This window comes from Pseudoalteromonas sp. SG43-3 (genome assembly GCF_014164385.1).
GTDB classification, from domain to species: Bacteria; Pseudomonadota; Gammaproteobacteria; order Enterobacterales; family Alteromonadaceae; genus Pseudoalteromonas; species Pseudoalteromonas distincta.
Genome location: NZ_JACJFC010000001.1, coordinates 63,153 through 84,996, shown reverse-complemented (window position 1 = coordinate 84,996; position 21,844 = coordinate 63,153). Strand labels below are relative to the sequence as shown.

Annotated in this window: 25 protein-coding genes; 16 read left to right on the top strand and 9 right to left on the bottom strand. The window is 39.8% G+C overall.

The window, feature by feature from the left end; genetic code table 11:
• Window positions 1–145 precede the first annotated feature (145 nt).
• The gene (zapE, locus tag H5157_RS00440; RefSeq protein ID WP_002957958.1) at window positions 146–1,234 is read right to left on the bottom strand and encodes a cell division protein ZapE; all 1,089 of its coding nucleotides are present in this window, start codon (window positions 1,232–1,234) and stop codon (window positions 146–148) included.
• 135 nt (window positions 1,235–1,369) lie between these two features.
• On the opposite strand from zapE, the gene H5157_RS00435 reads away from it, so the two are divergent.
• The 3 genes from H5157_RS00435 (at window position 1,370) to H5157_RS00425 (ending at window position 4,480) form a co-directional block, all read left to right on the top strand.
• Window positions 1,370–1,813 carry a YhcB family protein gene (locus H5157_RS00435; RefSeq protein ID WP_076923715.1) on the top strand — a complete coding sequence of 148 codons (444 nt, stop codon included), beginning with the start codon at window positions 1,370–1,372 and terminating at the stop codon, window positions 1,811–1,813.
• 129 nt (window positions 1,814–1,942) lie between these two features.
• On the top strand, window positions 1,943–3,295 hold the full coding sequence (locus H5157_RS00430; RefSeq protein ID WP_024606350.1) for a Do family serine endopeptidase: 1,353 nt from the start codon (window positions 1,943–1,945) through the stop codon (window positions 3,293–3,295).
• A 102-nt stretch (window positions 3,296–3,397) separates the two neighbouring features.
• Window positions 3,398–4,480, top strand: a complete 1,083-nt coding sequence (locus H5157_RS00425; RefSeq protein ID WP_024595792.1) for a trypsin-like peptidase domain-containing protein — start codon at window positions 3,398–3,400, stop codon at window positions 4,478–4,480.
• Window positions 4,481–4,566: 86 nt separating this feature from the next.
• On the opposite strand, the gene murA is transcribed toward H5157_RS00425, so the two are convergent.
• From murA to H5157_RS00390, 7 genes are read right to left on the bottom strand one after another with little or no spacing between them, the layout of a single operon-like run.
• Window positions 4,567–5,826 (bottom strand): UDP-N-acetylglucosamine 1-carboxyvinyltransferase, encoded by a 1,260-nt coding sequence (murA, locus tag H5157_RS00420; RefSeq protein WP_002957954.1) that lies wholly within the window; start codon window positions 5,824–5,826, stop codon window positions 4,567–4,569.
• 13 nt (window positions 5,827–5,839) lie between these two features.
• Window positions 5,840–6,097, bottom strand: coding sequence for a BolA family protein (locus H5157_RS00415; protein WP_002957953.1), 258 nt, complete (start codon window positions 6,095–6,097; stop codon window positions 5,840–5,842).
• A 5-nt stretch (window positions 6,098–6,102) separates the two neighbouring features.
• The gene (locus tag H5157_RS00410) at window positions 6,103–6,396 is read right to left on the bottom strand and encodes a lipid asymmetry maintenance protein MlaB (protein ID WP_002957952.1); all 294 of its coding nucleotides are present in this window, start codon (window positions 6,394–6,396) and stop codon (window positions 6,103–6,105) included.
• Window positions 6,389–7,069, bottom strand: coding sequence for a phospholipid-binding protein MlaC (locus H5157_RS00405; RefSeq protein ID WP_039485391.1), 681 nt, complete (start codon window positions 7,067–7,069; stop codon window positions 6,389–6,391). Before H5157_RS00405 ends, H5157_RS00410 begins: the two co-directional genes overlap by 8 nt.
• Window positions 7,070–7,074: 5 nt before the next feature.
• Window positions 7,075–7,623 (bottom strand): outer membrane lipid asymmetry maintenance protein MlaD, encoded by a 549-nt coding sequence (mlaD, locus tag H5157_RS00400; RefSeq protein WP_002957950.1) that lies wholly within the window; start codon window positions 7,621–7,623, stop codon window positions 7,075–7,077.
• Window positions 7,624–7,636: 13 nt separating this feature from the next.
• Window positions 7,637–8,416, bottom strand: coding sequence for a lipid asymmetry maintenance ABC transporter permease subunit MlaE (gene mlaE / locus H5157_RS00395; RefSeq protein ID WP_002957949.1), 780 nt, complete (start codon window positions 8,414–8,416; stop codon window positions 7,637–7,639).
• A complete protein-coding gene (locus H5157_RS00390; protein WP_080945050.1) occupies window positions 8,416–9,231 on the bottom strand; it encodes an ATP-binding cassette domain-containing protein in 816 nt (271 codons plus the stop codon). The genes mlaE and H5157_RS00390 overlap by 1 nt, the downstream gene beginning before the upstream one ends.
• 255 nt (window positions 9,232–9,486) lie before the next feature.
• Between H5157_RS00390 and H5157_RS00385 the strand changes: the two genes are divergently transcribed.
• The 13 genes from H5157_RS00385 (at window position 9,487) to H5157_RS00325 (ending at window position 19,409) form a co-directional block, all read left to right on the top strand.
• Window positions 9,487–10,455 (top strand): calcium/sodium antiporter, encoded by a 969-nt coding sequence (locus H5157_RS00385; RefSeq protein ID WP_002957947.1) that lies wholly within the window; start codon window positions 9,487–9,489, stop codon window positions 10,453–10,455.
• 3 nt (window positions 10,456–10,458) lie between these two features.
• Window positions 10,459–11,430 (top strand): KpsF/GutQ family sugar-phosphate isomerase, encoded by a 972-nt coding sequence (locus H5157_RS00380; protein ID WP_182724002.1) that lies wholly within the window; start codon window positions 10,459–10,461, stop codon window positions 11,428–11,430.
• Window positions 11,431–11,982: a 3-deoxy-manno-octulosonate-8-phosphatase KdsC gene (kdsC, locus tag H5157_RS00375; RefSeq protein ID WP_007580311.1), complete on the top strand. Its 552-nt coding sequence runs from the start codon at window positions 11,431–11,433 to the stop codon at window positions 11,980–11,982.
• A complete protein-coding gene (gene lptC / locus H5157_RS00370) occupies window positions 11,979–12,533 on the top strand; it encodes an LPS export ABC transporter periplasmic protein LptC (RefSeq protein WP_002957944.1) in 555 nt (184 codons plus the stop codon). The genes kdsC and lptC overlap by 4 nt, the downstream gene beginning before the upstream one ends.
• Window positions 12,523–13,068: a lipopolysaccharide transport periplasmic protein LptA gene (gene lptA / locus H5157_RS00365; protein ID WP_002957943.1), complete on the top strand. Its 546-nt coding sequence runs from the start codon at window positions 12,523–12,525 to the stop codon at window positions 13,066–13,068. The genes lptC and lptA overlap by 11 nt, the downstream gene beginning before the upstream one ends.
• A complete protein-coding gene (lptB, locus tag H5157_RS00360; protein ID WP_002957942.1) occupies window positions 13,065–13,790 on the top strand; it encodes an LPS export ABC transporter ATP-binding protein in 726 nt (241 codons plus the stop codon). Before lptA ends, lptB begins: the two co-directional genes overlap by 4 nt.
• A 69-nt stretch (window positions 13,791–13,859) precedes the next feature.
• Window positions 13,860–15,359: an RNA polymerase factor sigma-54 gene (locus H5157_RS00355; RefSeq protein ID WP_002957941.1), complete on the top strand. Its 1,500-nt coding sequence runs from the start codon at window positions 13,860–13,862 to the stop codon at window positions 15,357–15,359.
• A 26-nt stretch (window positions 15,360–15,385) separates the two neighbouring features.
• Window positions 15,386–15,673, top strand: coding sequence for a ribosome hibernation promoting factor (hpf, locus tag H5157_RS00350; RefSeq protein WP_007580301.1), 288 nt, complete (start codon window positions 15,386–15,388; stop codon window positions 15,671–15,673).
• Window positions 15,674–15,677: 4 nt separating this feature from the next.
• The gene (ptsN, locus tag H5157_RS00345; protein WP_024595797.1) at window positions 15,678–16,130 is read left to right on the top strand and encodes a PTS IIA-like nitrogen regulatory protein PtsN; all 453 of its coding nucleotides are present in this window, start codon (window positions 15,678–15,680) and stop codon (window positions 16,128–16,130) included.
• An 18-nt stretch (window positions 16,131–16,148) separates the two neighbouring features.
• Window positions 16,149–16,994 (top strand): RNase adapter RapZ, encoded by an 846-nt coding sequence (gene rapZ, locus H5157_RS00340; RefSeq protein ID WP_002957938.1) that lies wholly within the window; start codon window positions 16,149–16,151, stop codon window positions 16,992–16,994.
• 42 nt (window positions 16,995–17,036) lie between these two features.
• Entirely contained in the window at window positions 17,037–17,309 is a 273-nt protein-coding gene (locus tag H5157_RS00335; protein ID WP_002957937.1) for an HPr family phosphocarrier protein, read from the top strand.
• Window positions 17,310–17,440: 131 nt separating this feature from the next.
• Complete coding sequence (mgtE, locus tag H5157_RS00330) at window positions 17,441–18,799, top strand: magnesium transporter (protein WP_002957935.1); 1,359 nt, start codon at window positions 17,441–17,443, stop codon at window positions 18,797–18,799.
• 202 nt (window positions 18,800–19,001) lie between these two features.
• Window positions 19,002–19,409 carry a protein disulfide oxidoreductase gene (locus H5157_RS00325; protein ID WP_220488593.1) on the top strand — a complete coding sequence of 136 codons (408 nt, stop codon included), beginning with the start codon at window positions 19,002–19,004 and terminating at the stop codon, window positions 19,407–19,409.
• A 170-nt stretch (window positions 19,410–19,579) separates the two neighbouring features.
• On the opposite strand, the gene H5157_RS00320 is transcribed toward H5157_RS00325, so the two are convergent.
• A complete protein-coding gene (locus H5157_RS00320; protein WP_182694728.1) occupies window positions 19,580–21,757 on the bottom strand; it encodes a YgiQ family radical SAM protein in 2,178 nt (725 codons plus the stop codon).
• Between the last annotated feature and the right edge of the window lie 87 nt (window positions 21,758–21,844).

Genomic DNA, 21,844 nt, shown 5'->3' with positions numbered 1-21,844 from the left:
AACGTGGCAGACGCGGGAGTATACCAGCACTTAAAACACATTGCTACTCGCCGGTTGTTTTTTCCACAAGAAATTTCAGAAATAAGAAGTACTATATATATACCTCTTTTTTTATAGTTGCCCTATTACACATTTACTTACTTATTTAAACTAAATGCTCTCTAGCTAAATATTCTAAGGATTGCATTTCTTGTAAACGACTAATACAACGCTTAAATTCAAAATTTAAATTACCTTGGGTATAAAGTTCGGTAATAGGTTTTTCAGCCGATATAATTAAAGTTACATGGCGCTCGTAAAATTCATCCACTAAAGCAATAAAACGTCTAGCAGCATCATCATTAGTTTGACCTAGCTGTTTTACGTTAGAAATAATCACCGTATTGTATAAGCGGCTAATCTCCATGTAATCGACCTGGCTACGTGCTGTTTCGCACAATTCACTAAACTCAAACATCACAACGCATTTAGCTACTTTACGCGTTTTGATTTTTCGCCCTTCTATCTCTATCGGCTCATCTAATTGCCCTGGCTCTGGCGATAACTTATCGAAGTACTCAAATAGGTTTTTATCCGCATCTTCATCTAACGGACTATGAAAAATTTCAGCTTGCTCTAAAGTACGTAAGCGGTAATCAATACCTGAATCTACATTAACTATCTCGGTATTTTTTTTAACAAGCTCAATAGCTGGCATAAAACGAGCTCGCTGTAAGCCATTTCTGTAAAGTTCATCTGGCACTATATTAGAGGTTGCTACAAGTACTATGCCCCGTGCAAATAGCGCTTCCATTAAGCCACCTAATAGCATGGCATCAGTAATGTCTTGTACAAAAAACTCATCAAAGCAAATAATGTCTGTTTCTGCTTTAAAAGTGTCAGCAATTTTTTCTAATGGATTAGCCGTATTATTTAGCTTTTTAAGCTCGTTATGCACTCGGTGCATAAATCGATGAAAGTGCACACGCATTTTACGTGTGCCCGGTAATGATTCGTAAAAAGTGTCAACTAAATAAGTTTTACCACGCCCTACTCCCCCCCAAAAGTACAAACCTTTTACAGGCGCAGGTTCTTCTTTACTAAATAGCTTAGCAAAAAAGCCTTTTTGTTTTGGCTTTGTCTGAGTTAGGTCATCGTATAGACGTTGTAAATGGCGCACAGCATTTTCTTGTGCTGCGTCGTGTACAAAGTCATCTCGCTTCAAGTCTTGTTGGTATGTTTGCCAAGGAGTCATATCTATTTACAGTTAAAACACAGTTTAATTTGCAAAGTATATTAACACGCATCATAACTCGGGGTATATTACACTTAGTATGATTTATAATTGAATCAAGCATTCGTTAGTTATTTTCCCAAAGGGGTAGTTTTTATGGGCACAGTTATGTGGGTAGGTTTGGTTGTTATTGTTGCTGTAGTAGCATTTTTTATTGGTGCATTTGTTACTAAAAAACAGTTCAAACAAGATGAATTAAAAGAGCAAGCAGAGCAAGCTGAAAACGCATTAGAGCAGTATCGCCAAGATGTCGCTGATCATTTAGCAAATACGGGTAAGCTCGTAAATAAAATGAAAGAAAACTATGATCAACTGCTTAGTCACGTTGAAGAAACAAACCAGCTTCTTCTAGAAGATAGAAATAAAGTACCAGCGGAACCATTCTTTTCTAAAGAAACCACAGAGCAATTGCAGGCGTCTTTGAAAGAACGTAGTTCAGATCGCTCATCTGCTGCAGCGCAACCCGCTGATTATGTATCAGGTGAATCTGGTTTATTTGCTGGTCAAAATAAAGTTTCAGAACATTCTAAAGCATCTTGATGAACTTTTTTTAGACCCCATAGTCTTTAGATATAACAGCTTTGTTGTTTTATCTTAATAAACCGAAAAGGGCTGCTGTAAAGTAGCCCTTTTTGTTTTGCTTTATCTTAAGTGGAGTTACCCCTGACTATGAAAATGAAATTATCACTTATCAGCGCAGCTATTTTATCTACAAGCTTGTTAATGAGCCCAGTAGCGTCTTATGCAAAAATGCCAATTGCAGTAAATGGTCAACAACTACCAACTCTTGCCCCCATGCTAGAGAAAATATCTCCAGGTGTTGTAAGTATCCAAGTTTCAGGCTCAAAAGAAGTACGCCGCCGTGCAGATCCGCTTGAATACTTTTTTGGACAGCAACAGCCTCGCAGTCAAAAGCGTCAATTTAGTGGATTAGGCTCTGGGGTGATTATTGATGCTGATGAGGGTTATGTAGTCACTAATAATCACGTAATCCAAGATGCCGAAAAAATGGTAGTAACCCTCGAAGATGGCCGTGAATTTGAAGCAACTAAAATTGGTACTGATACAGAATCAGACATCGCTCTTTTACAAATAGACGCTGATGACTTAACTGAAATAAAACTCGCAAATTCAGACAGTTTACGAGTGGGCGACTTTGCTGTTGCTATTGGTAACCCATTTGGACTTAGCCACACAGTTACATCTGGTATTGTTAGTGCTCTTGGTCGTAGTGGTTTAAATATTGAGGGCTACGAAGATTTCATTCAAACCGATGCTGCTATTAACCAAGGCAACTCTGGTGGTGCATTAGTTAACTTAAACGGTGAATTGATTGGTATTAACACTGCGATTTTAGGTGCTTCTGGCGGTAACGTGGGTATTGGTTTTGCCATTCCATCAAACATGATGAAAAACTTAGTTGATCAAATTGTTGAACACGGTGAAGTACGCCGAGGTTCGCTGGGTATTTCTGGCCGCCCACTTGATGCAGGCCTTGCTAAAGCGCAGCAACTTGACGTTAAACAAGGTGCTTATGTAATGCAAGTAATGGACGACACTGCTGCAAGTAAAGCAGGTATAAAAGCAGGTGACGTAATTGTTAGCATTAATGGCGGTGATATTAGTGGTTTCCATGAACTACGCAGCAAAATTGCTACGCTAGGTGAAGGCCGCGAAATAAAACTTGGTATTTACCGCGATGGTAAAATTAAAACGGTAAAAGTAACTCTTGATGGTGCATCAGGTGTTACAGCGACTGGCGAAGAGCTGCATCCTGCGTTCCAAGGCGCGACACTTGAAAACGTGCAAAAAAATAGTAATAAAGGTGTTGAGGTTACGTCTGTAGACCCTCGCTCACCTTCTGCCCGTGTTGGCCTTGAAGAAGGTGATATTATTATGCAAGTGAATCGCCAAAGAGTAGAGACTATCCGTGATATGAATAAGATTATCGAAAACACTAAAGGTAATATCGTACTTGGCGTGCAACGTGGTCGTGAGTCTATATTTATTTTAATTCAGTAATAAATAGCACTATTAATGTAATAAAAATAACAGTGGCACTTGCCGCTGTTATTTTTTTTATGTCATCATAAAGAGATTGCTCACTTACATAATAAGAAAACTGTGCTGAAATTAATAAAATTTATTCTTCCCCCTTTATTTGCAGGTCTAAGTATTGCTTTTTTAGTGGTTTTTTTCAGCCCTAATATGCGAGCCGCCTTACTTCCTAATGTTCCCCTTCCAAGCGCGATGAGTGCGAGTCACCTAAGTTTTTCTGATGCAGTTAAACGAGCAGCTCCTTCTGTAGTTACTATTTTTTCAGAAAGCATTTCCAAAGAACCTCGTTATAAAAGAAAAAACACGGTACAAGAGCTAGGCTCTGGCGTCATTATGTCGCAAGACGGTTATATTCTTACTAACTATCATGTTGTTAATAATGCAGACCAAATTATGGTTATCTTAACCGATGGCCGACGCTTTTTTGATGTGCAACTCATTGGTTTTGATACTATTACTGATTTAGCCTTACTTAAAATCAATGCAGATCACCTCCCAGTGATTCCCGTAAACGATAGCTATGTATCAAATGTAGGCGATGTTGTACTTGCTATAGGCAACCCGCTTAACTTAGGGCAAACAATCACTCAAGGCATTATTAGTGCAACGGGTAAGCAAAAAATTACAGATAGCCCTTACAATAACTTATTGCAAATGGATGCAGCTATTAACGTGGGCAACTCCGGCGGCGCATTAGTTAACTCCAATGGTGATTTAGTCGGCATTACTTCTGCACAATTTAAAACGCGTGAGAACTTGAATATTCAAGGAATATTTTTCGCGGTTCCTTACTCACTTGCTAAAAAAGTGATGGGTAAACTCATTCGTCACGGTCGGGTTGTGCGCGGCTATTTAGGCTTTGAAGGCACAGCAGTAGATAGTACGGGTAAAGAAGTAAACGACAGCCTAACGCCGGTTACCGGCATGCGTATTACTAATTTAGACCCTTTGGGGCCAGCATGGCAAGCAGGCATTGAAGAGCAAGATATCGTCATTAAAATTGCAGGGCTTTCGGTAGCAAACCCACAAAAAGTGCTTGAAAAAATAGGTAATACGGAGCCCGGTAAAGAAATAGAATTTGAGCTATACAGAGATGGCAAAATAGAAAAAATCATGGTGGTGGTAGCTGAGCTTGAAACAAAGCTTTAAAAAAGAGTAATACCAATCGTCAATAAAAAGGTCGGATAGCAATTTGCGTATCCGACCTTTTTTAAATAGCTTAACTAGTTATCTACTTAGCTACTTCTACGTTTAATGTTTGCACCCAACGCACTTAGCTTATCTTCAATGCGCTGATAGCCTCTATCAACGTGATAAATACGGTCAACAACCGTTTCACCCTGTGCCACTATACCCGTTAAAATTAAGCTAGCTGAAGCGCGTAAATCGGTTGCCATCACTTGCGCACCCGTTAAGCTTTCAGTCTCACCACAAATTGCGGTATGCCCTTCTAAACGAATATTAGCGCCCATACGCTGCAACTCTGGTACATGCATAAAACGGTTTTCAAAAATCGTTTCTGTGATCGTTGCACTACCATTTGCTACTACATTCAATGCTGTAAACTGAGCTTGCATATCCGTAGGAAAACCTGGGTGTGGAGCTGTTTTAATATTCACGGCTTTAAGTTCTCGGCCGCGCATATCAAGATAAATACTATCGTTATGTACTTCTAGGTGCGCATTCGTAGCACGTAGCTTTTCAATCACAGGCTCAAGAGAATGAAAGTCTGTATTTTTACAAAGTACTTCACCGCCAGCCATTGCTGCTGCGACTAAAAACGTCCCAGTTTCAATTCGGTCAGGTAAAATACTGTGTTCACAGCCAGCTAAACGCTCAACGCCTTCAACTTCAATGCGGCTAGTACCTGCACCTGTGATTTTAGCGCCCATAGCAATTAGGCAGTTAGCTAAATCAATTATTTCAGGCTCGCGTGCCGCATTATCAAGTATGGTTTTACCATCAGCGAGGGCCGCTGCCATTAATAGGTTTTCGGTAGCGCCTACACTTACCATTTCCATAAAAATTTCAGCGCCTTTTAAGCGACCATTAACCTTGGCATTAATATAACCATTTTCAACGTTTATTTGTGCGCCCATGCGCTCCAAACCTTGAATATGGATATCAACAGGGCGAGCACCAATAGCGCACCCACCAGGTAAAGACACTTGAGCCTCACCAAAACGTGCAACTAGAGGGCCTAATGCAAGCACAGAGGCGCGCATTTGCTTTACTAAGTCGTAAGGCGCTAATGTTTTATTAACCGTTGCACCGTCAATTACTAGCGTATCGCCCTGCCAATTAACATCTGCACCTAAAGTTTTTAATAAGGCTTCAGTGGTCACTATGTCGCGAAGACGCGGTACATTAGTAAATATACTTTTACCATCAGCTAATAGTGAAGCAAATAAGATAGGAAGTGCGGCATTTTTAGCGCCCGAAATAGTCACTTCACCAGCAAGTGAAGTGCCACCTTGAATTACAAATTGATCCATTAGGAGGCCCTAGTTATTGCGGTAAAATGAATTTTTGTTCACGCTTCCACTCTACAGGAGTAAATGCACGAATAGATACTGCGTGAATTGTCCCATCTGAAATTGTATTCATTAATGGACCATAAACTAGCTGCTGCTTTTTAACTCGGCTTAAACCGTCAAAGCATTCGCCTACTGCAACAACTTCATAATGACTACCATTGGCTTTTACATGTACTTCAGCTAATTGAAGTTCTTCGCGTAATAATGTTTCGACTTGGCTAGTTTCCATAACTCTCACTCAAATAGGGTTGTAACCTGACCCAATTGCATTAAATTTTGCAATTGCTCAGGTAGGTTTTGCAATTCAAGGCGAATGCCTTGCTGCTTTAATTCTGCAAAAGAGTGAATTAACCAAGCTAAGCCAGCTGTGTCAACCCTTGATACTCCACTTAGGTCGAAATAGATGATTTTATGCTTAGTTAATAACTTATTGTTCAGAAGCTGTTCATCGCCAATTGAATTTCGAGTAAGCTCACCGCTTACTCCAAAATGTTGTCCATCAACTTGGCTTATTGCCAATTTAGTCATTCGAGTTACTGCCTCTAAACTGAACTGGTAGCTGACTCTTTTGCTCTAAAAGGTTACTTACATTATCAATACCTTGCTGACGCAAAATACCTTGCAGCTCGCTTTGCTTTGCATCCAGTAAACTAATACCTTCGGCAATCATATCGTACGCGCGCCATTCACCGTCGCGGTCTTCGCGTACTTTAAAATCGATTCTGATATCAGGTTTACCGTCTTCAATAATTTTAGTCTTAACAACAACGACGTCTTTACCTTTAAACGCTTGCTCTGCACCAAACTCAACTTTCTGATTTGTGTATTGAGTAAATACACCTGCATAAGTAGCAACTAAGTACTCTCTAAATACACCAATAAAGCGTTGAATTTCTTTAATTGCTTTGGCCTTTTCAGCCTCGTCGGTAATTGCACGAACTTTAGATACTTCACTGCCAAGTACACGAAGTGCTGCATATTTATAGTCGATATAAGGCATTAATTCTTCTTCGACTATTACGCGAAGGTATTCCTGATCTTTAACAATTAATGGCTGATCTTTTTTAATGCGCGCAAATGTATTATCGGCAACTTGGCGTACCATTTTATTAGGATCGACTAATTTCACATCTGCTGCACTTACGCTTTGAGTTAGCGTCATTGTGCCAATTGCTACAATAGCTAAAAACTTTTTCAACATAATAATTACTCACTACCTTGGTTGAATAAAAACTGCCCGATTAATTCTTCAAGTACAATGGCAGACTTAGTATCAGTGATTGAATCGCCATCACCTAGTGCTTTACTTTCCACACCAAATAAATCGTCAATTGCTTCATCTTGCTTGTTTTCTGTCACTGTTTCGCCTAAACAACGTTGCTTAGCAGAATCTGGAGAAATTACAGGGTGAATACCTAAGTACTGCTCACCTAAAATACCCGACGTTAAAATAGAGATTGAGCTTGTGTCTGAAAAACGACATAAGTACTGTGCGTCAATGGTCATATTAACGACTGGTAAAAACTCTTGTGGGTGAACATAAATTGATTCAACACGGCCAATTACAACACCACCTACTTTTACTGGCGCACGCGCTTTTAACGAGCCGATGTTTTCAAACTTGGCATTAAGCGTATATGTTTCGCCAGAGCCACTAATACCTGAATTGGCAACTTTAAGTGCAAGCATCGCAAAAGCTAAAATGCCAAGTGCTACAAAAAAACCAACTAAAATTTCTAATTTCCGTGAATTCATTATCTATACCCTATTAGCTGGTAAACATTACCGCTGTCAAAATAAAGTCAAAACCTAAAACTGCTAATGACGAATGAACAACCGTTTCGGTGGTTGCTTTGCTGATCCCTTCTGAGGTCGGCACACAGTCATATCCTTTATAAAGCGCAATCCAGGTCACCACTATGGCAAATACAAAGCTTTTAATAATACCGTTTAGTATGTCTTGCTGAAACGACACTTGCGATTGCATGATTGACCAAAAACTACCTGTATCAACCCCCAGCCAATCTACCCCCACTAAATGAGCGCCTATAATTGCTACAGCTGAAAATATCAATGCAAGCAATGGCATGCTTATAAAACCCGCCCAAAAGCGCGGTGCAATAATACGTTTTAGCGGATCGATTGCCATCATCTCAAGTGATGAAAGTTGCTCTGTTGCTTTCATTAAGCCAATTTCAGCTGTCAAAGCGCTACCTGCGCGTCCTGCAAATAATAATGCAGTAACAACCGGGCCTAGTTCTCGCAATAAGCTCAGTGCCACTAACGGCCCTAAACTATCCTCAGCGCCATAACCAACCAATACGGTGTAACCTTGTAAAGCCAACACCATACCGATAAACAAACCCGACACCATAATAATGAGTAACGATTGCGAACCAACCATATAGAGCTGGCGAACAAGTAACGGTGTGCCTTTTTTAAAATTAGGAACATGCGCTAATGCACTAAACAGCATATAAGCAGAACGACCAAGGGCCGCAAAGCGTCCTAGCGTTTTATGTCCTAGCTTTTGAAATAAATCCAACATTATGCTTTTTCTCCAAGTAGTTCGTCTGCATAAGCCTGAGCCGGAAAATGAAATGGTACAGGACCATCCGACAAGCCTTTTAAAAACTGTTGAACTAAAGGAGATTCATGATTACGCATTTCATCTGGAGTACCAGAACCAATTACCCCTTGATCGGCGATAATTATAACGTGTTCGGCAATACTCATTACCTCTGTTACATCGTGCGTCACGATTAAAGACGATAAACCTAATACTTCGTTGAGCGACTTAATTAGCTTAACCAATACGCCCATCGAAATAGGATCTTGCCCTGCAAATGGTTCATCGTACATGATTAGCTCTGGATCAAGTGCTATAGCGCGTGCAAGTGCAGCACGCCTTGCCATACCGCCGGATAACTCAGATGGCATTAAATCTTTAGCGCCACGTAGTCCAACCGCTTGCAGTTTCATTAACACAACTAATCGAATCAGGTCTTCACTTAGCTTTGTGTGCTCTCTTATAGGAAACGCGATATTGTCAAATACCGACATATCAGTAAACAACGCACCACTTTGAAAAAGCATACTCATTTTAGTACGTGCTTCGTATAACTCTTTACGAGACATTTTAGGAATGCTGCCACCTTCAAATAAAATATCACCTGAATCTGGTTTAAGCTGACCACCAATTAAACGCAACATAGTGGTTTTGCCAATTCCGCTTGGCCCCATAATCGCAGTAATTTTACCTTTAGGAACGCTAAAACTCATATTTTTATATATGGTTCTATTGCCTCTCGAAAAGCTAACATCCTTGACTTCTACTATTGATTGCGACAAGTCGCTCTCCATAAAAATGTTCACTAGTGCCCCTATTTTAAAGCTTTTTTGTCAAAGATGGAAAAAACAATTCGTAAGATTTTGTAATACACCCATGAAAAGGATTATAAGACTCGCTCAAAACAGCTTAACCCCGGCTTAAATTTTTAAATTAGCTGTTTAAAAGCAACATTGTTACCTAGTTGACCTTACTCTTTTATTTATACTTTCATCTTGGCTTTTGTTACTATTCGCGCCATCCGTATTTTGTATAACTGGCTTAACACAATGGTTACCTCGTTTGTTATTTTAATTCTTGGTTTTGCAGCTCTTGTTTGGAGTGCCGATAGGTTTGTTTATGGGGCTGCGGCTCTTGCTAAAAACTTTGGTGTACCTACACTTATTGTTGGTTTGACCGTTGTAGCCATGGGCTCTTCAGCCCCTGAAATGATGGTTTCAGCCTCTGCCGCTTTAGCTAACAAAACCGACACAGCCGTTGGCAATGCTGTTGGCTCTAATATTACAAACATTTTACTTGTGTTAGGTATCACTGCTCTATTTCGCCCTCTTTCAGTTTCATCTAGTACGTTAAAACGTGAAATGCCATTAGTGATGCTCGTATCTTTAGCTACTTGGTATGTGTTCTCAGATAACTACTTTTCATTTAGTGAAGGTGTTGCGCTTTTAGTTGGCTTTATCGTATTCATCGGTGGGTTAATCATTGTATCTATGCGTGCAAAAAACCAAGATGACCCATTTGTCTCAGAAGCCTGCGACGATGTACCAAACGACGTACCTACTAAAAAAGCGGTATTTTGGTTAATTGTTGGCATGATACTCCTGCCGGTTAGTTCTCATTTTTTAATCGGCTCAGCTGTTGATATTGCTAAATACTTCGGCTTAAGCGACTTAGTCATTGGTTTAACAATTATTGCCATTGGTACTAGCTTACCGGAACTTGCCGCCTCGGTTGCAGGTGTACTTAAAAATGAAGATGATTTAGCACTAGGTAATATTGTTGGATCAAACATATTTAATATTTTAGCTGTATTACCTCTAGCAGGTATTATTAATCCTTCAGCAATTGATCCATCGTTAGTAAGCCGAGATATATTAATTATGATTGGTGCAACACTTGCTCTTATTATTATGTCATTGAACTTTAGAGGCACCCAGCGTATCAATAGGGTAGAAGGCGGCTTATTGCTAATAGCGTTTTTGGGTTACCAAGGGTATATTTTTAGTCAAGTAGGGTAAATGATGGCAACGCTAAACTTTATTGAACAAGGCCTTCGCGTTTTAGATGTTGAGCGCCAAGCACTTAGTGATATTGCACAATATGTAGATGAAAATTTTCATAACGCGTGCCAATTAATGTACGACTGTGAAGGCCGTATTATTGTTATTGGCATGGGAAAATCAGGCCATATTGGCAATAAAATAGCGGCAACCCTTGCAAGCACTGGCAGCCCTGCGTTTTTTGTTCACCCTGGTGAAGCAAGTCATGGTGATTTAGGTATGATCACTAAAAATGACGTGGTTATGCTTATTTCTAATTCAGGGGAAACCAGCGAAGTTTTAAATATCATTCCGGTTTTAAAACGACTTGGTGCCAAAATGATAGCGATGACTGGCAATACACAATCAACCATGGCAACCCTTGCTAATGTACATGTATGCATTAAAGTAGAAAAAGAAGCTTGTTCATTGGGTCTAGCCCCTACATCAAGTACCACTGCAACGCTTGCGATGGGCGATGCCATGGCAGTTGCATTATTAGAAGCTCGCGGCTTTACAGCTGATGACTTCGCGCTATCTCACCCAGGTGGTAGTTTAGGCAAGCGCTTATTACTTACTTTAAAAGATGTTATGCACAGCGGCGCAAATACACCTATTATTGATGTTTCACAAACAGTTAAAGATGCTCTAATAGAAATGTCAGCTAAAGGATTAGGTATGTCAGCCATTGTTGATGAAAATCAGCAACTCGTAGGGTTATTTACCGATGGTGACTTACGTCGCATTTTAGAACAAAGAATTGATATTCATACAACACAAATAGATGTTGTTATGACTAAGTCATGCACTACAGCTACGCAAGATATTTTAGCCGCTGAAGCGCTCAATATTATGGAACGTAAACGTATAAATGGCCTAATCGTCGTCAATGAGAAAAACCAACCTATTGGCGCATTAAATATGCAAGACCTATTAAAAGCAGGAGTGTTATAAATGCAATTTGAAGAACTCTATCAACCGCTGAGCGATGATGCAAAAGCACGCGCTAAAAAAGTAAAACTACTTATATGCGATATTGATGGTGTATTTTCTGATGGCCGTATTTACCTTGGCAATCAAGGTGAAGAGCTAAAAGCATTTAATACAAAAGATGGTTTTGGCATTAAAGCACTTATAAACAGTGGCTTTGAAGTAGCTGTTATTACTGGTCGTCATTCACAGATAGTACAACAACGTATGAGCAGCTTAACCGTACAGCATATTTATCAAGGCCAAGAAAATAAGCTCATTGCCTATCAAGAATTAAAAGATAAACTCAACCTTAGCGATGAACAAATTGCTTATATTGGTGATGACGGTCCTGACATGCCTGTTATGGAGTTAGTAGGCTTTGCCGTTGCAGTAAATGATGCCCACCCTCTTATTAAGCGTTTGTCACATTATGTAACGCAAATGCCTGGTGGTTTTGGCGCTGTGAGAGAACTCACCGATTTGCTCATGCTTGAAAATGGTAAAGCATTGACTACACAAGGCACTAGTTCATGAATGCAGCGCGCATAATATTAAGCGTTTTATTCATTAGCTGTATGGTTTGGCTTTGGTACCCTTATTTTACACAAACAAATATTGTGCCTCAGGCTGAGCCTGAAGTTGTTGCTAAGCCTGATTACATAGCTATTGAGCTCAAACAGACAGCCTATGATGAGCAAGGTAAAATTAGCCACAAAGTCACTGCGGCTAAAATGGAGCTATACCAGCAATTAGGTTTCACGTTTTTTGAAAAACCCATTTTTACTTTATATAACGAGCAACAAACGTGGCAAATAAATGCAGACGAAGCAACATTATATGAAGATAAACAATTAATTTTAGAAGGTAATGTGGTTGCCAAAAATTTAACCGATAACGCCATGATAGACAAAATCAATGCTGATAATATTCAGGTTGATATAAAGTTATTAACAATGCGTTCGGAGCAACCCGTCATTATCACTGGACCCAATTTAAAAATCACCGGTAAAGGCCTAGAAGCCGACTTGAAAACCGAAGTGATAAAACTAATTAACCATACGCGAACCATATATTATGACCAATAAAATATTAAAATCACTTATAATTCCTACACTTATACTAGCGTTTAATAGTAGTGCTGCAGAGCAAAACACGCAACCTGCTGCCAATCAAATTTCAATAAGTGCCGACAAGCAAGAAGGTCAATTGAAAGCTAATGTGGGTATTTTTGAGAAAAACGTTGAGATTATTCACGGTAATCGCCGCATTACAGCCGATCGCCTCGAAGTACACAAACGTGATGAACTTGGTGATAATAAACAATTATTAATTGCCACAGGTAGCCCTGCGCACTTTGAAGAAAAGCAATCAGACGGCACGACTATGAGCGCCAGTGCTGACGAAGTACGTTATGATGTATCTAAGCGTTTTTTAACGCTTGTTGGTAATGCACAAGTATCGCAAGCCGGACAAAAAATAAATGCTAAAAGCATTACCTACGACATAGAGCAGCAGCTCATCAGTGCCGAAAAAGATGAAAACTCAACTGACCGCGTTCACACAATTTTAGTACCGATCGAAACTAAAAAAAGTAAAAAAGGCGATAAAGGTCAACCATGAGCACATTAAAAGCAGAACTATTAGCAAAAAGCTATAAAGGTCGTGAAGTTGTAAAAAACGTCGGCCTTGAAGTACAAGCTGGCAGTATAGTTGGCTTACTTGGCCCTAACGGTGCTGGTAAAACAACGACTTTTTATATGATTGTAGGGCTTGTTCCTAGCGACAAAGGTAAAATATCTATTGATGATAACGATATTACTCTTTTACCTATGCATAGTCGTGCTAGATTAGGCATAGGCTACTTACCACAAGAGTCATCGATTTTTAGAAAGCTGACTGTTTATCAAAACTTAATGGCCATTTTAGAAACGCGCAAAGAACTAAATAAACAAGCCAGAGAAGACACGCTCAATAACTTATTAGATGAATTTAGCATACAACACATTCGTGATAGCCAAGGTATGGCATTATCGGGGGGAGAACGTCGTCGTGTAGAAATAGCACGAGCGCTGGCAGCAGATCCTAAATTTATATTACTGGATGAACCGTTTGCCGGTGTTGACCCTATTTCGGTATTAGATATAAAGAAAATAATAGAACATCTTAAAAATCGTGGGATTGGTGTATTAATTACCGACCATAACGTAAGAGAGACCCTTGATGTTTGTGAAAAAGCCTACATTGTTTCTCATGGGGAGCTGATTGCATCAGGTACTCCAGAACACGTATTAAATGATAAAACAGTACGCGATGTTTACTTAGGCGAGCAATTTAGGCTGTAACATTTACGCCATGTCTTTAAGCATCTGCTAGTATTAATTATAACAACATAAAAGGATTGTTAGAGATACATGAGGCAATCACTACAGCTGCGCATGGGCCAGCAACTTACAATGACTCCACAGTTGCAACAAGCTATTCGTTTGTTGCAACTCAGTACATTGGATCTCCAGCAAGAAATACAAGAAGCTCTCGACAGTAATCCACTATTAGAGGTTGAAGAGGCAGACTATTCCGAAGACGCTGCTGGTAAAAACGAGCAAAAAGCTGATACCGATGACATAACTGTTAGCGCATCTGCTGATGATGCTCCGAGCGAATACGAACAAGATACTGGTGAAGCACTTGCAAAAGACACGCTAAGTGACGACATGGCTATGGATGTCAGTTGGGATGAGTACATGAGTGCCGCTCCTGCAGCCTCATCAGGTCCAATGCCTGAAGACGAATCAATATACCAAGGCGCCTCTACTGAAACGCTGCATGAGTATTTAATGTGGCAATTACAACTAACGCCATTTAGCCCTACAGACGAAGCTATTGCTATTGCTATTGTAGAAGCTGTCGATGATTCAGGTATTTTAACACTAAGCTGCGAAGAGATTTTAGAAAGCTTTAATCAAGAAAACGAAGATGATAACGAAGTCGAACTTGATGAAATTGAAGCGGTATTAAAACGCATCCAACTGTTTGATCCTGTTGGTATTGCTGCACGTAGTTTACAAGAGTGTTTGTGTATTCAGCTTAATCAATTTGATAAAGAAACACCTTATATTAATGAAACGAAAATGATTTTAACCGAGCATATTGATCTATTAGCAGCTCGCGACTATCGTACATTAATGAAAAAAACTAAGCTCAAAGAAGAAGAGCTTAAAGAAGTAATGACACTAATACATACTCTCAACCCAAAACCTGCAGATACTATTGTAAGGGAAGAATCTGAGTATGTTATTCCTGATGTGTCAGTTAAAAAAATTAAAGGCCGCTGGGTTGTCGAATTAAACCCAGATAGCATGCCTAAAATTCGTGTTAATAGCCAATACGCAGCAATGTCTCGCACTGTAAAATCAAGTGGCGACAGCCAGTTTATTCGCTCACATTTACAAGAAGCTAAATGGTTTATTAAAAGCTTAGAAAGTAGAAACGACACGCTATTAAAAGTTACTAATTGTATTGTTAAGCAACAACAAGGCTTTTTTGAACATGGCCCTGAAGCCATGAAACCAATGGTTTTAAATGATGTTGCTGAAATGGTAGAAATGCACGAATCGACAATTTCTCGCGTAACTACTCAAAAGTACATGCATACACCCCGTGGTATATTTGAGCTTAAATATTTTTTCTCAAGCCATGTAAGTACTGAAAACGGTGGTGAATGTTCATCTACAGCAATACGTGCGCTTATCCGAAAATTAATCGCAGCAGAAAACTCAGCAAAACCATTGAGTGATAGCAAAATAGCGGATATATTGGCTGAGCAAGGAATTAAAGTAGCGAGACGTACAATCGCAAAATACCGCGAATCTCTTGCTATTCCACCGTCAAATCAGCGTAAAAGTCTGATTTAAGACGCTAAACTAAGAGGGTAATGCTTATGCAACTAAACTTAACTGGTCGTCACGTAGAATTAACCGATTCACTAAGAGACTATATTAATACTAAATTTGCGAAGCTTGAAAGACACTCTGATCATATTAATAATGTTCATGTCATTCTCGATGTAGAAAAATTAAATCAAAAAGCAGAAGCCACAATACACGTAAGCGGTGCTGAGCTATTTGCCTCTACAGAACATCAAGATATGTATGCCGCTATTGACTCGTTGATCGACAAGCTCGATCGCCAAGTAATCAAACACAAAGAGAAGCTTGCTCGACACTAATATGATGAAATTAAGTTCACTTATATGCCAGGACTGCAGCAAAGCTGCGGTCCTTTTTAATAGCAAAAAAAGAATTTTAGAGTTCATTAGCGAACTTGCTCACGACAAACTTCCGTATTTACCGCAACAAGATATTCTTAATGCTTTAATGAGCAGAGAGAAATTAGGTAGTACAGGTATAGGACGTGGCATTGCTATTCCTCATGGAAGAATGAGCGGTGCAGAAGAGCCTTTGGCTTTAGTGCTCGTTAGCGAAACTCCAATAAACTTTGATGCAATCGATAATCGCCCTGTTGATATTTTTGTCGCACTCATCGTACCAGATGGCGATAACCAGCAGCACTTAAAGACTCTAGCAACCATTGCTGATAAACTAAACAACAAAGATTTTTGTAAACAGTTACGCAGTGCAAAATCTGATACTGAGCTTTACCAAGTTATTGTCGATCAATCATAGTTTTATAAAGGGTGTTAAATGGAGTTAATTATCATAAGCGGCCGTTCTGGTTCTGGAAAGTCGGTTGCTTTGCGCGTTGTAGAAGATTTAGGTTATTATTGCGTAGATAATATTCCAGTAAACCTACTACCTTCATTAGTTCGCAGTGTGTCTGATAGCTACGATAAAATTGCTGTTAGCATAGATGTGCGCAACATACCTAAAGAACAAGATGAATTTAACGATATTCTTGAATACTTACCAGGCTTTGCAAACCCTACGTTATTTTATTTAGATAGTGACGATCAGACATTGATCAAACGCTTTTCTGAAACACGCAGATTACACCCACTATCAATAGACTCGTTGCCTCTTGATTTAGCCATCAAAAAAGAAAAAGAATTACTTGATGTATTAACCACTCGCGCCGACTTTATGATAGATACGACTGATTTAAGTGTTCATCAACTCGCTGAATCTATTCGTGAAAAGATTTTAGGTAAAAAAGATAAGCAACTGATTGTCACATTTGAATCATTTGGTTTTAAACACGGTATACCAAAAGAAGCAGACTACGTATTTGATGCACGCTTTTTACCAAATCCACACTGGGAACCAGAGTTGAAGCCTTTAAATGGGTTAGATCAACCGGTTAAAGACTATTTAGCTAATCACAGCATAGTGCAAAAATTCACATGGCAAATTCAAACATTTGTACAAACGTGGTTACCGCATTTAGAACGAAATAACCGCAGTTATTTAACCATTGCTATTGGCTGTACAGGTGGGCAACATCGCTCTGTGTATTTAGCGCAAACTATCGGTGAAAGTTTTGCAATGACACATCCCAATGTAAAAATTCGCCATCGCGAACAAGAAAAATAATATAGCTGAATAATCACCTGTTCAGCTTAGGTAGAGTAAGTTATGCATTGTGAAGATACCTTTTTAATAAAAAACAAATTAGGCTTACACGCCAGAGCAGCTACTGTGCTTGCGCAATTAGCAGTACAATTTGATGCTACAATCACATTATTCCAAGATGACAAAGAAGCAGCAGGCGATAGCGTACTTGCATTAATGTTACTTGAAAGTAGCCAAGGAAAAGAAGTTAAAGTTGTTTGTAAAGGCCCTGATTCTGAGCAAGCTTTACACGCTGTTGGAGAATTAATAGCACAACGCTTTAATGAACAAGAATAATCTGTTTTATAAAAACAATATTCGCATTACTAGTGCTTCAATTAAAACAGATATATAAAATAAATAGGTTAGTAACGCCAGTTAACTCACCTCCCCCCATAAAGTAATATAACAATTTATAAAGGACGCCAATGCCAGAAGCTTTTGAACAAGATTATCCACTACAGCAACTAAAGCAGGTGACGAAGTCACTCAATAGTGGTCAATTTGTTCAAGTTAGGCGCATGCTCGCAAAAACGGCTCCTTGTGATACCGCATTATTATTAGAATCATCACCGCATAAAATTCGCCGACTGCTTTGGCAATTGGTCGATCCTGATGTGCAGGGTGATGTTCTTGAAGAATTATCTGAAGATGTTCGTTTAGGCATTATTGCCCAAATGGAACCTAAGCACATTGCCGCCGCAACTGAAGACATGGGCCACGATGACTTAGGTGAAGTATTACGTAGCCTGCCAGATACCGTCTATAAAGACGTTGTTAGCGCGATGGACATTCAAGACCGTGAACGTGCCACGCAAGCACTGTCATATCAAGAGCGTTCAGCAGGTGCGCTAATGAACACCGATACGGTGACCATTCGCCCTGATGTAACACTCGATGTTGTACTTCGTTATATTAGACTGCGTGGTGAGTTACCAGAGGGTACAGATGATTTATATGTTGTTGATAAACATAACTGCTTTATAGGCGCTTTATCGCTGAGTACATTATTAACTAATCCGCCAGAAAAAATTGTCCGCGATTTAATGGATGAAGATTGTGAGTCTATCCCAATCTCAATGGATGAAAGTGAAGTAGCGCAATTATTTGAGCGTCATAATTGGATATCGGCCCCAGTGGTGGACGATAACGACCAACTCCTCGGTCGTGTTACTATCGATGACATCGTTGATGTAATCCGAGAAGATGCCGAGCATAGCTTATTAAGCCTAGCCGGTCTTGATGATGAAGAGGATACATTCGCGCCAGTACTAAAAAGCTCTAAAAAACGCTCAGTTTGGCTAGGAGTTAACTTACTAACCGCACTTGCAGCTGCTTTTGTAGCTAGCTTTTTTGAAGGCACTTTAGATGTGCTCCCTATTTTGGCTGTGCTTAACGGTATTGTCCCTTCTATGGGTGGTGTTGCTGGTAGCCAATCATTAACGCTTGTTATCCGTGGTATTGCAGTAGGTCATATAAACCAAACAAACCAACGTTTCTTGATGATGAAAGAACTGGCCATTGGCGCGCTAAACGGTATTTTGTGGTCACTATTAATTGCGGGTGTTATTGCGCTATGGCAGTGGGACTTTATGCTTGGTGGCGTACTCGCCTTCGCTATGTTTATGAACTTAGTGGTGGCAGGTGTTGCTGGTGCAAGTATTCCAATAATTCTTAAAAGAATGAATATAGACCCTGCTCTTGCAGGGAGTGTGGTGCTAACCACGGTGACTGATATTGTTGGTATATTCGCCTTTTTAGGTACTGCTACATGGTTGCTGATATAAATTAAACGCTTTAAATGTAAAAAACTACAGCAAAAATACTTAGGGTAAATCAGTAGCTATGGCAACGGATACCAAACATAAAAATGACATACCTAAAAAAACGCTAAAACAAAAAAGCGTATCCATATTAAAAAGTGTACTGGTATATGGCTCTATATTTTTCGTCATTTATACCGCCGTCAATTGGTGGCGGCAACCTGTCATGCCAGCAAATCCTCAATTACAATTAATCGACTATAAAGGGCAAAACATTAATTTAGCAGCAATGAGCCAAGATAAACCCACGCTTGTGTATTTTTGGGGAACTTGGTGTCCTATTTGTAGTATTACCTCCCCTGCCATAAACGAACTCGCAAACGAGAATAAATACCCTGTTGTGAGCATCGCGATAAAATCAGGCTCTGATCAAGAGCTGCATGATTATTTAAATGAGCAAGGCTACAGCTTCAGTACTGTTAACGATCAACACGGGGAGATATTTTCCGATTGGCAGGGACAAGTCACGCCATCTTATATAATCTTAAAAGATAATAAAATGACGCAAGGACTCACCGGCATTCAGCCGTTATGGTCACTTAAATTGCGTTTGTGGTTATCATCAATGCTTTAAAAAAAAGCTAAACTTAGCACAGGATATCTAAAGAGAGGGAGGCTCTAAAACCTCACTCTTTATCACCTACAATAATATAGATAATAAAGAGCAAAGCTGACTTAATTTACGTATACAAAAGCTAAAAAACGCGTACCGCAATTAGCCTTATCTATTAGCGAATAAAATTACTAACGTGTGCTTTGACGATTACCGCCCACTTTTGGCTTAGTGTTTGCCTTTTTAAATTGGCTAAAACCAGTATGTCGCGTTAGTGCCGGACGCCCACCTTTTTTACCACCTTTACCTGATTTTTCATCGCGCCCTTCTTCTGGCACTAAACAGTTAGGCCCTTTACCAATTAAATTAGCTTTACCCATTTTACGTAGAGCTTCACGTATCATTGGCCAACCAGCTGCATCGTGGTAGCGTAAAATAGCTTTATGTAATCTACGTTGGCGTGCGCCTTTAGGTACTGGAACAACTTCTGAGTTGTTTTTTATATTACGCAAAGAGTTCATCTCTGTATGGTAAATAGTCGTCGCATTAGCCATAGGTGATGGGTAAAAATTTTGTACCTGATCAAGCTTAAAGTCGTTTGATTTAAGCCATAAAGCCATGTTTACCATGTCTTCATCTTTTGTACCTGGGTGAGCAGATATAAAGTAAGGAATTAAGTACTGTTTTTTACCGGCTTCTTTAGAGTATTTATCAAATAGTTCTTTAAATTGATCATATGCGCCCATACCTGGTTTCATCATTTTTGATAATGGACCATCCTCTGTATGCTCTGGCGCTATTTTTAAGTAACCGCCTACATGATGCGTTACTAATTCTTTAACGTAACGCGGGTCACGTACGGCTAAATCGTAACGCACACCTGAAGCAATCAATACCTTTTTAATACCCTTAACTTCACGTGCTTTTTTATACAAATCTATTGTTGGCGTATGATCTGTATCCATGTGTTTACAAATATCTGGATACACACATGATAAGCGTCTACAGGTACTCTCGGCTTTTTTACTAGTACAACGCAGCTTATACATATTCGCCGTTGGGCCACCTAAATCAGAAATAACACCAGTAAAGCCGGGAACTTTATCTCTAATTTGTTCAATTTCTTCAATAATAGATTCTTGCGAACGACTTTGAATAATGCGCCCTTCATGCTCTGTAATTGAGCAAAACGAACAACCACCAAAACAGCCACGCATAATATTAACTGACGTTTTAATCATATCGTAAGCAGGTATTTTAGCATCACCATAACTTGGGTGAGGAATACGCTGATACGGCAAACCAAATACAGCATCCATTTCATGTGTTTCTAATGGATATGCTGGCGGGTTTACCCAAATAGAGCGATCGCCATGTCGTTGGTAAAGCGCTCTTGCACAACCAGGGTTTGTTTCTTGATGTAAAATTCGCGAGGCATGGGCGTATAAAGGTTTGTTAACACTTACTTGCTCATAAGCAGGTAACTTAACATAGGTTTTTTCCCACGGCTTAGGACGTGCAGGCTGAACCATGATTGGTTTTGCCGCTTCTGCTTTTAAATCAATACCCGCTTGTTTAAATTCTGATTTACTACAGCCAACATCATCCGCGCCATATGGGTTTGGAATAGGGTCGATTTTACCAATTTTATCAATAGCGGTAGAATCACTGCCACGCCAACCAGGTAGAGGCTCTTTTCGAATAACAGCCGTGCCGCGAATATCCTGAATCGTATCCATCGTTTCACCCGCCGCAATACGGTGTGCAACTTCAACTAGCGGGCGCTCTGCGTTACCGTAAATTAAAATATCGGCTTTTGCATCAAATAAAATACTACGACGTACTTTTTCCTGCCAATAGTCGTAATGAGCAATACGGCGAAGGCTGGCTTCAATACCGCCAATAACAATTGGGATACCTTTGTATGCTTCACGGCATTTTTGCGAGTAAATCATCACGGCGCGATCTGGGCGCTTACCGCCAACGTTATTAGGCGTGTAAGCATCATCGTGGCGCATGCGTTTTTCCGCTGTATAGCGGTTGATCATCGAATCCATGTTGCCGGCTGTTACACCAAAAAATAAATTCGGTCTGCCGAGCTCCATAAATGCATCTTTAGAGTCCCATGCAGGTTGGGCAATAATCCCCACTCTAAAGCCTTGCGCTTCAAGTACACGGCCAATTACAGCCATACCAAAACTAGGATGGTCAACATACGCATCGCCACTAATTATTATTATGTCGCAGCTATCCCAGCCAAGTGCATCCATTTCTTCACGTGTAGTTGGTAAAAATGGCGCGGTGCCATAACATTCAGCCCAGTATTTCGGGTATGAAAATAAGGCGCGCTTAGCTTTGAGTGTGCTCATAATTGTGGCCGTAGAATAACAAAAGGCGCGAATTATACCCTACTAAATTCTTTATATATACAAAGTAGTCAAAGCATATCGCGCTTT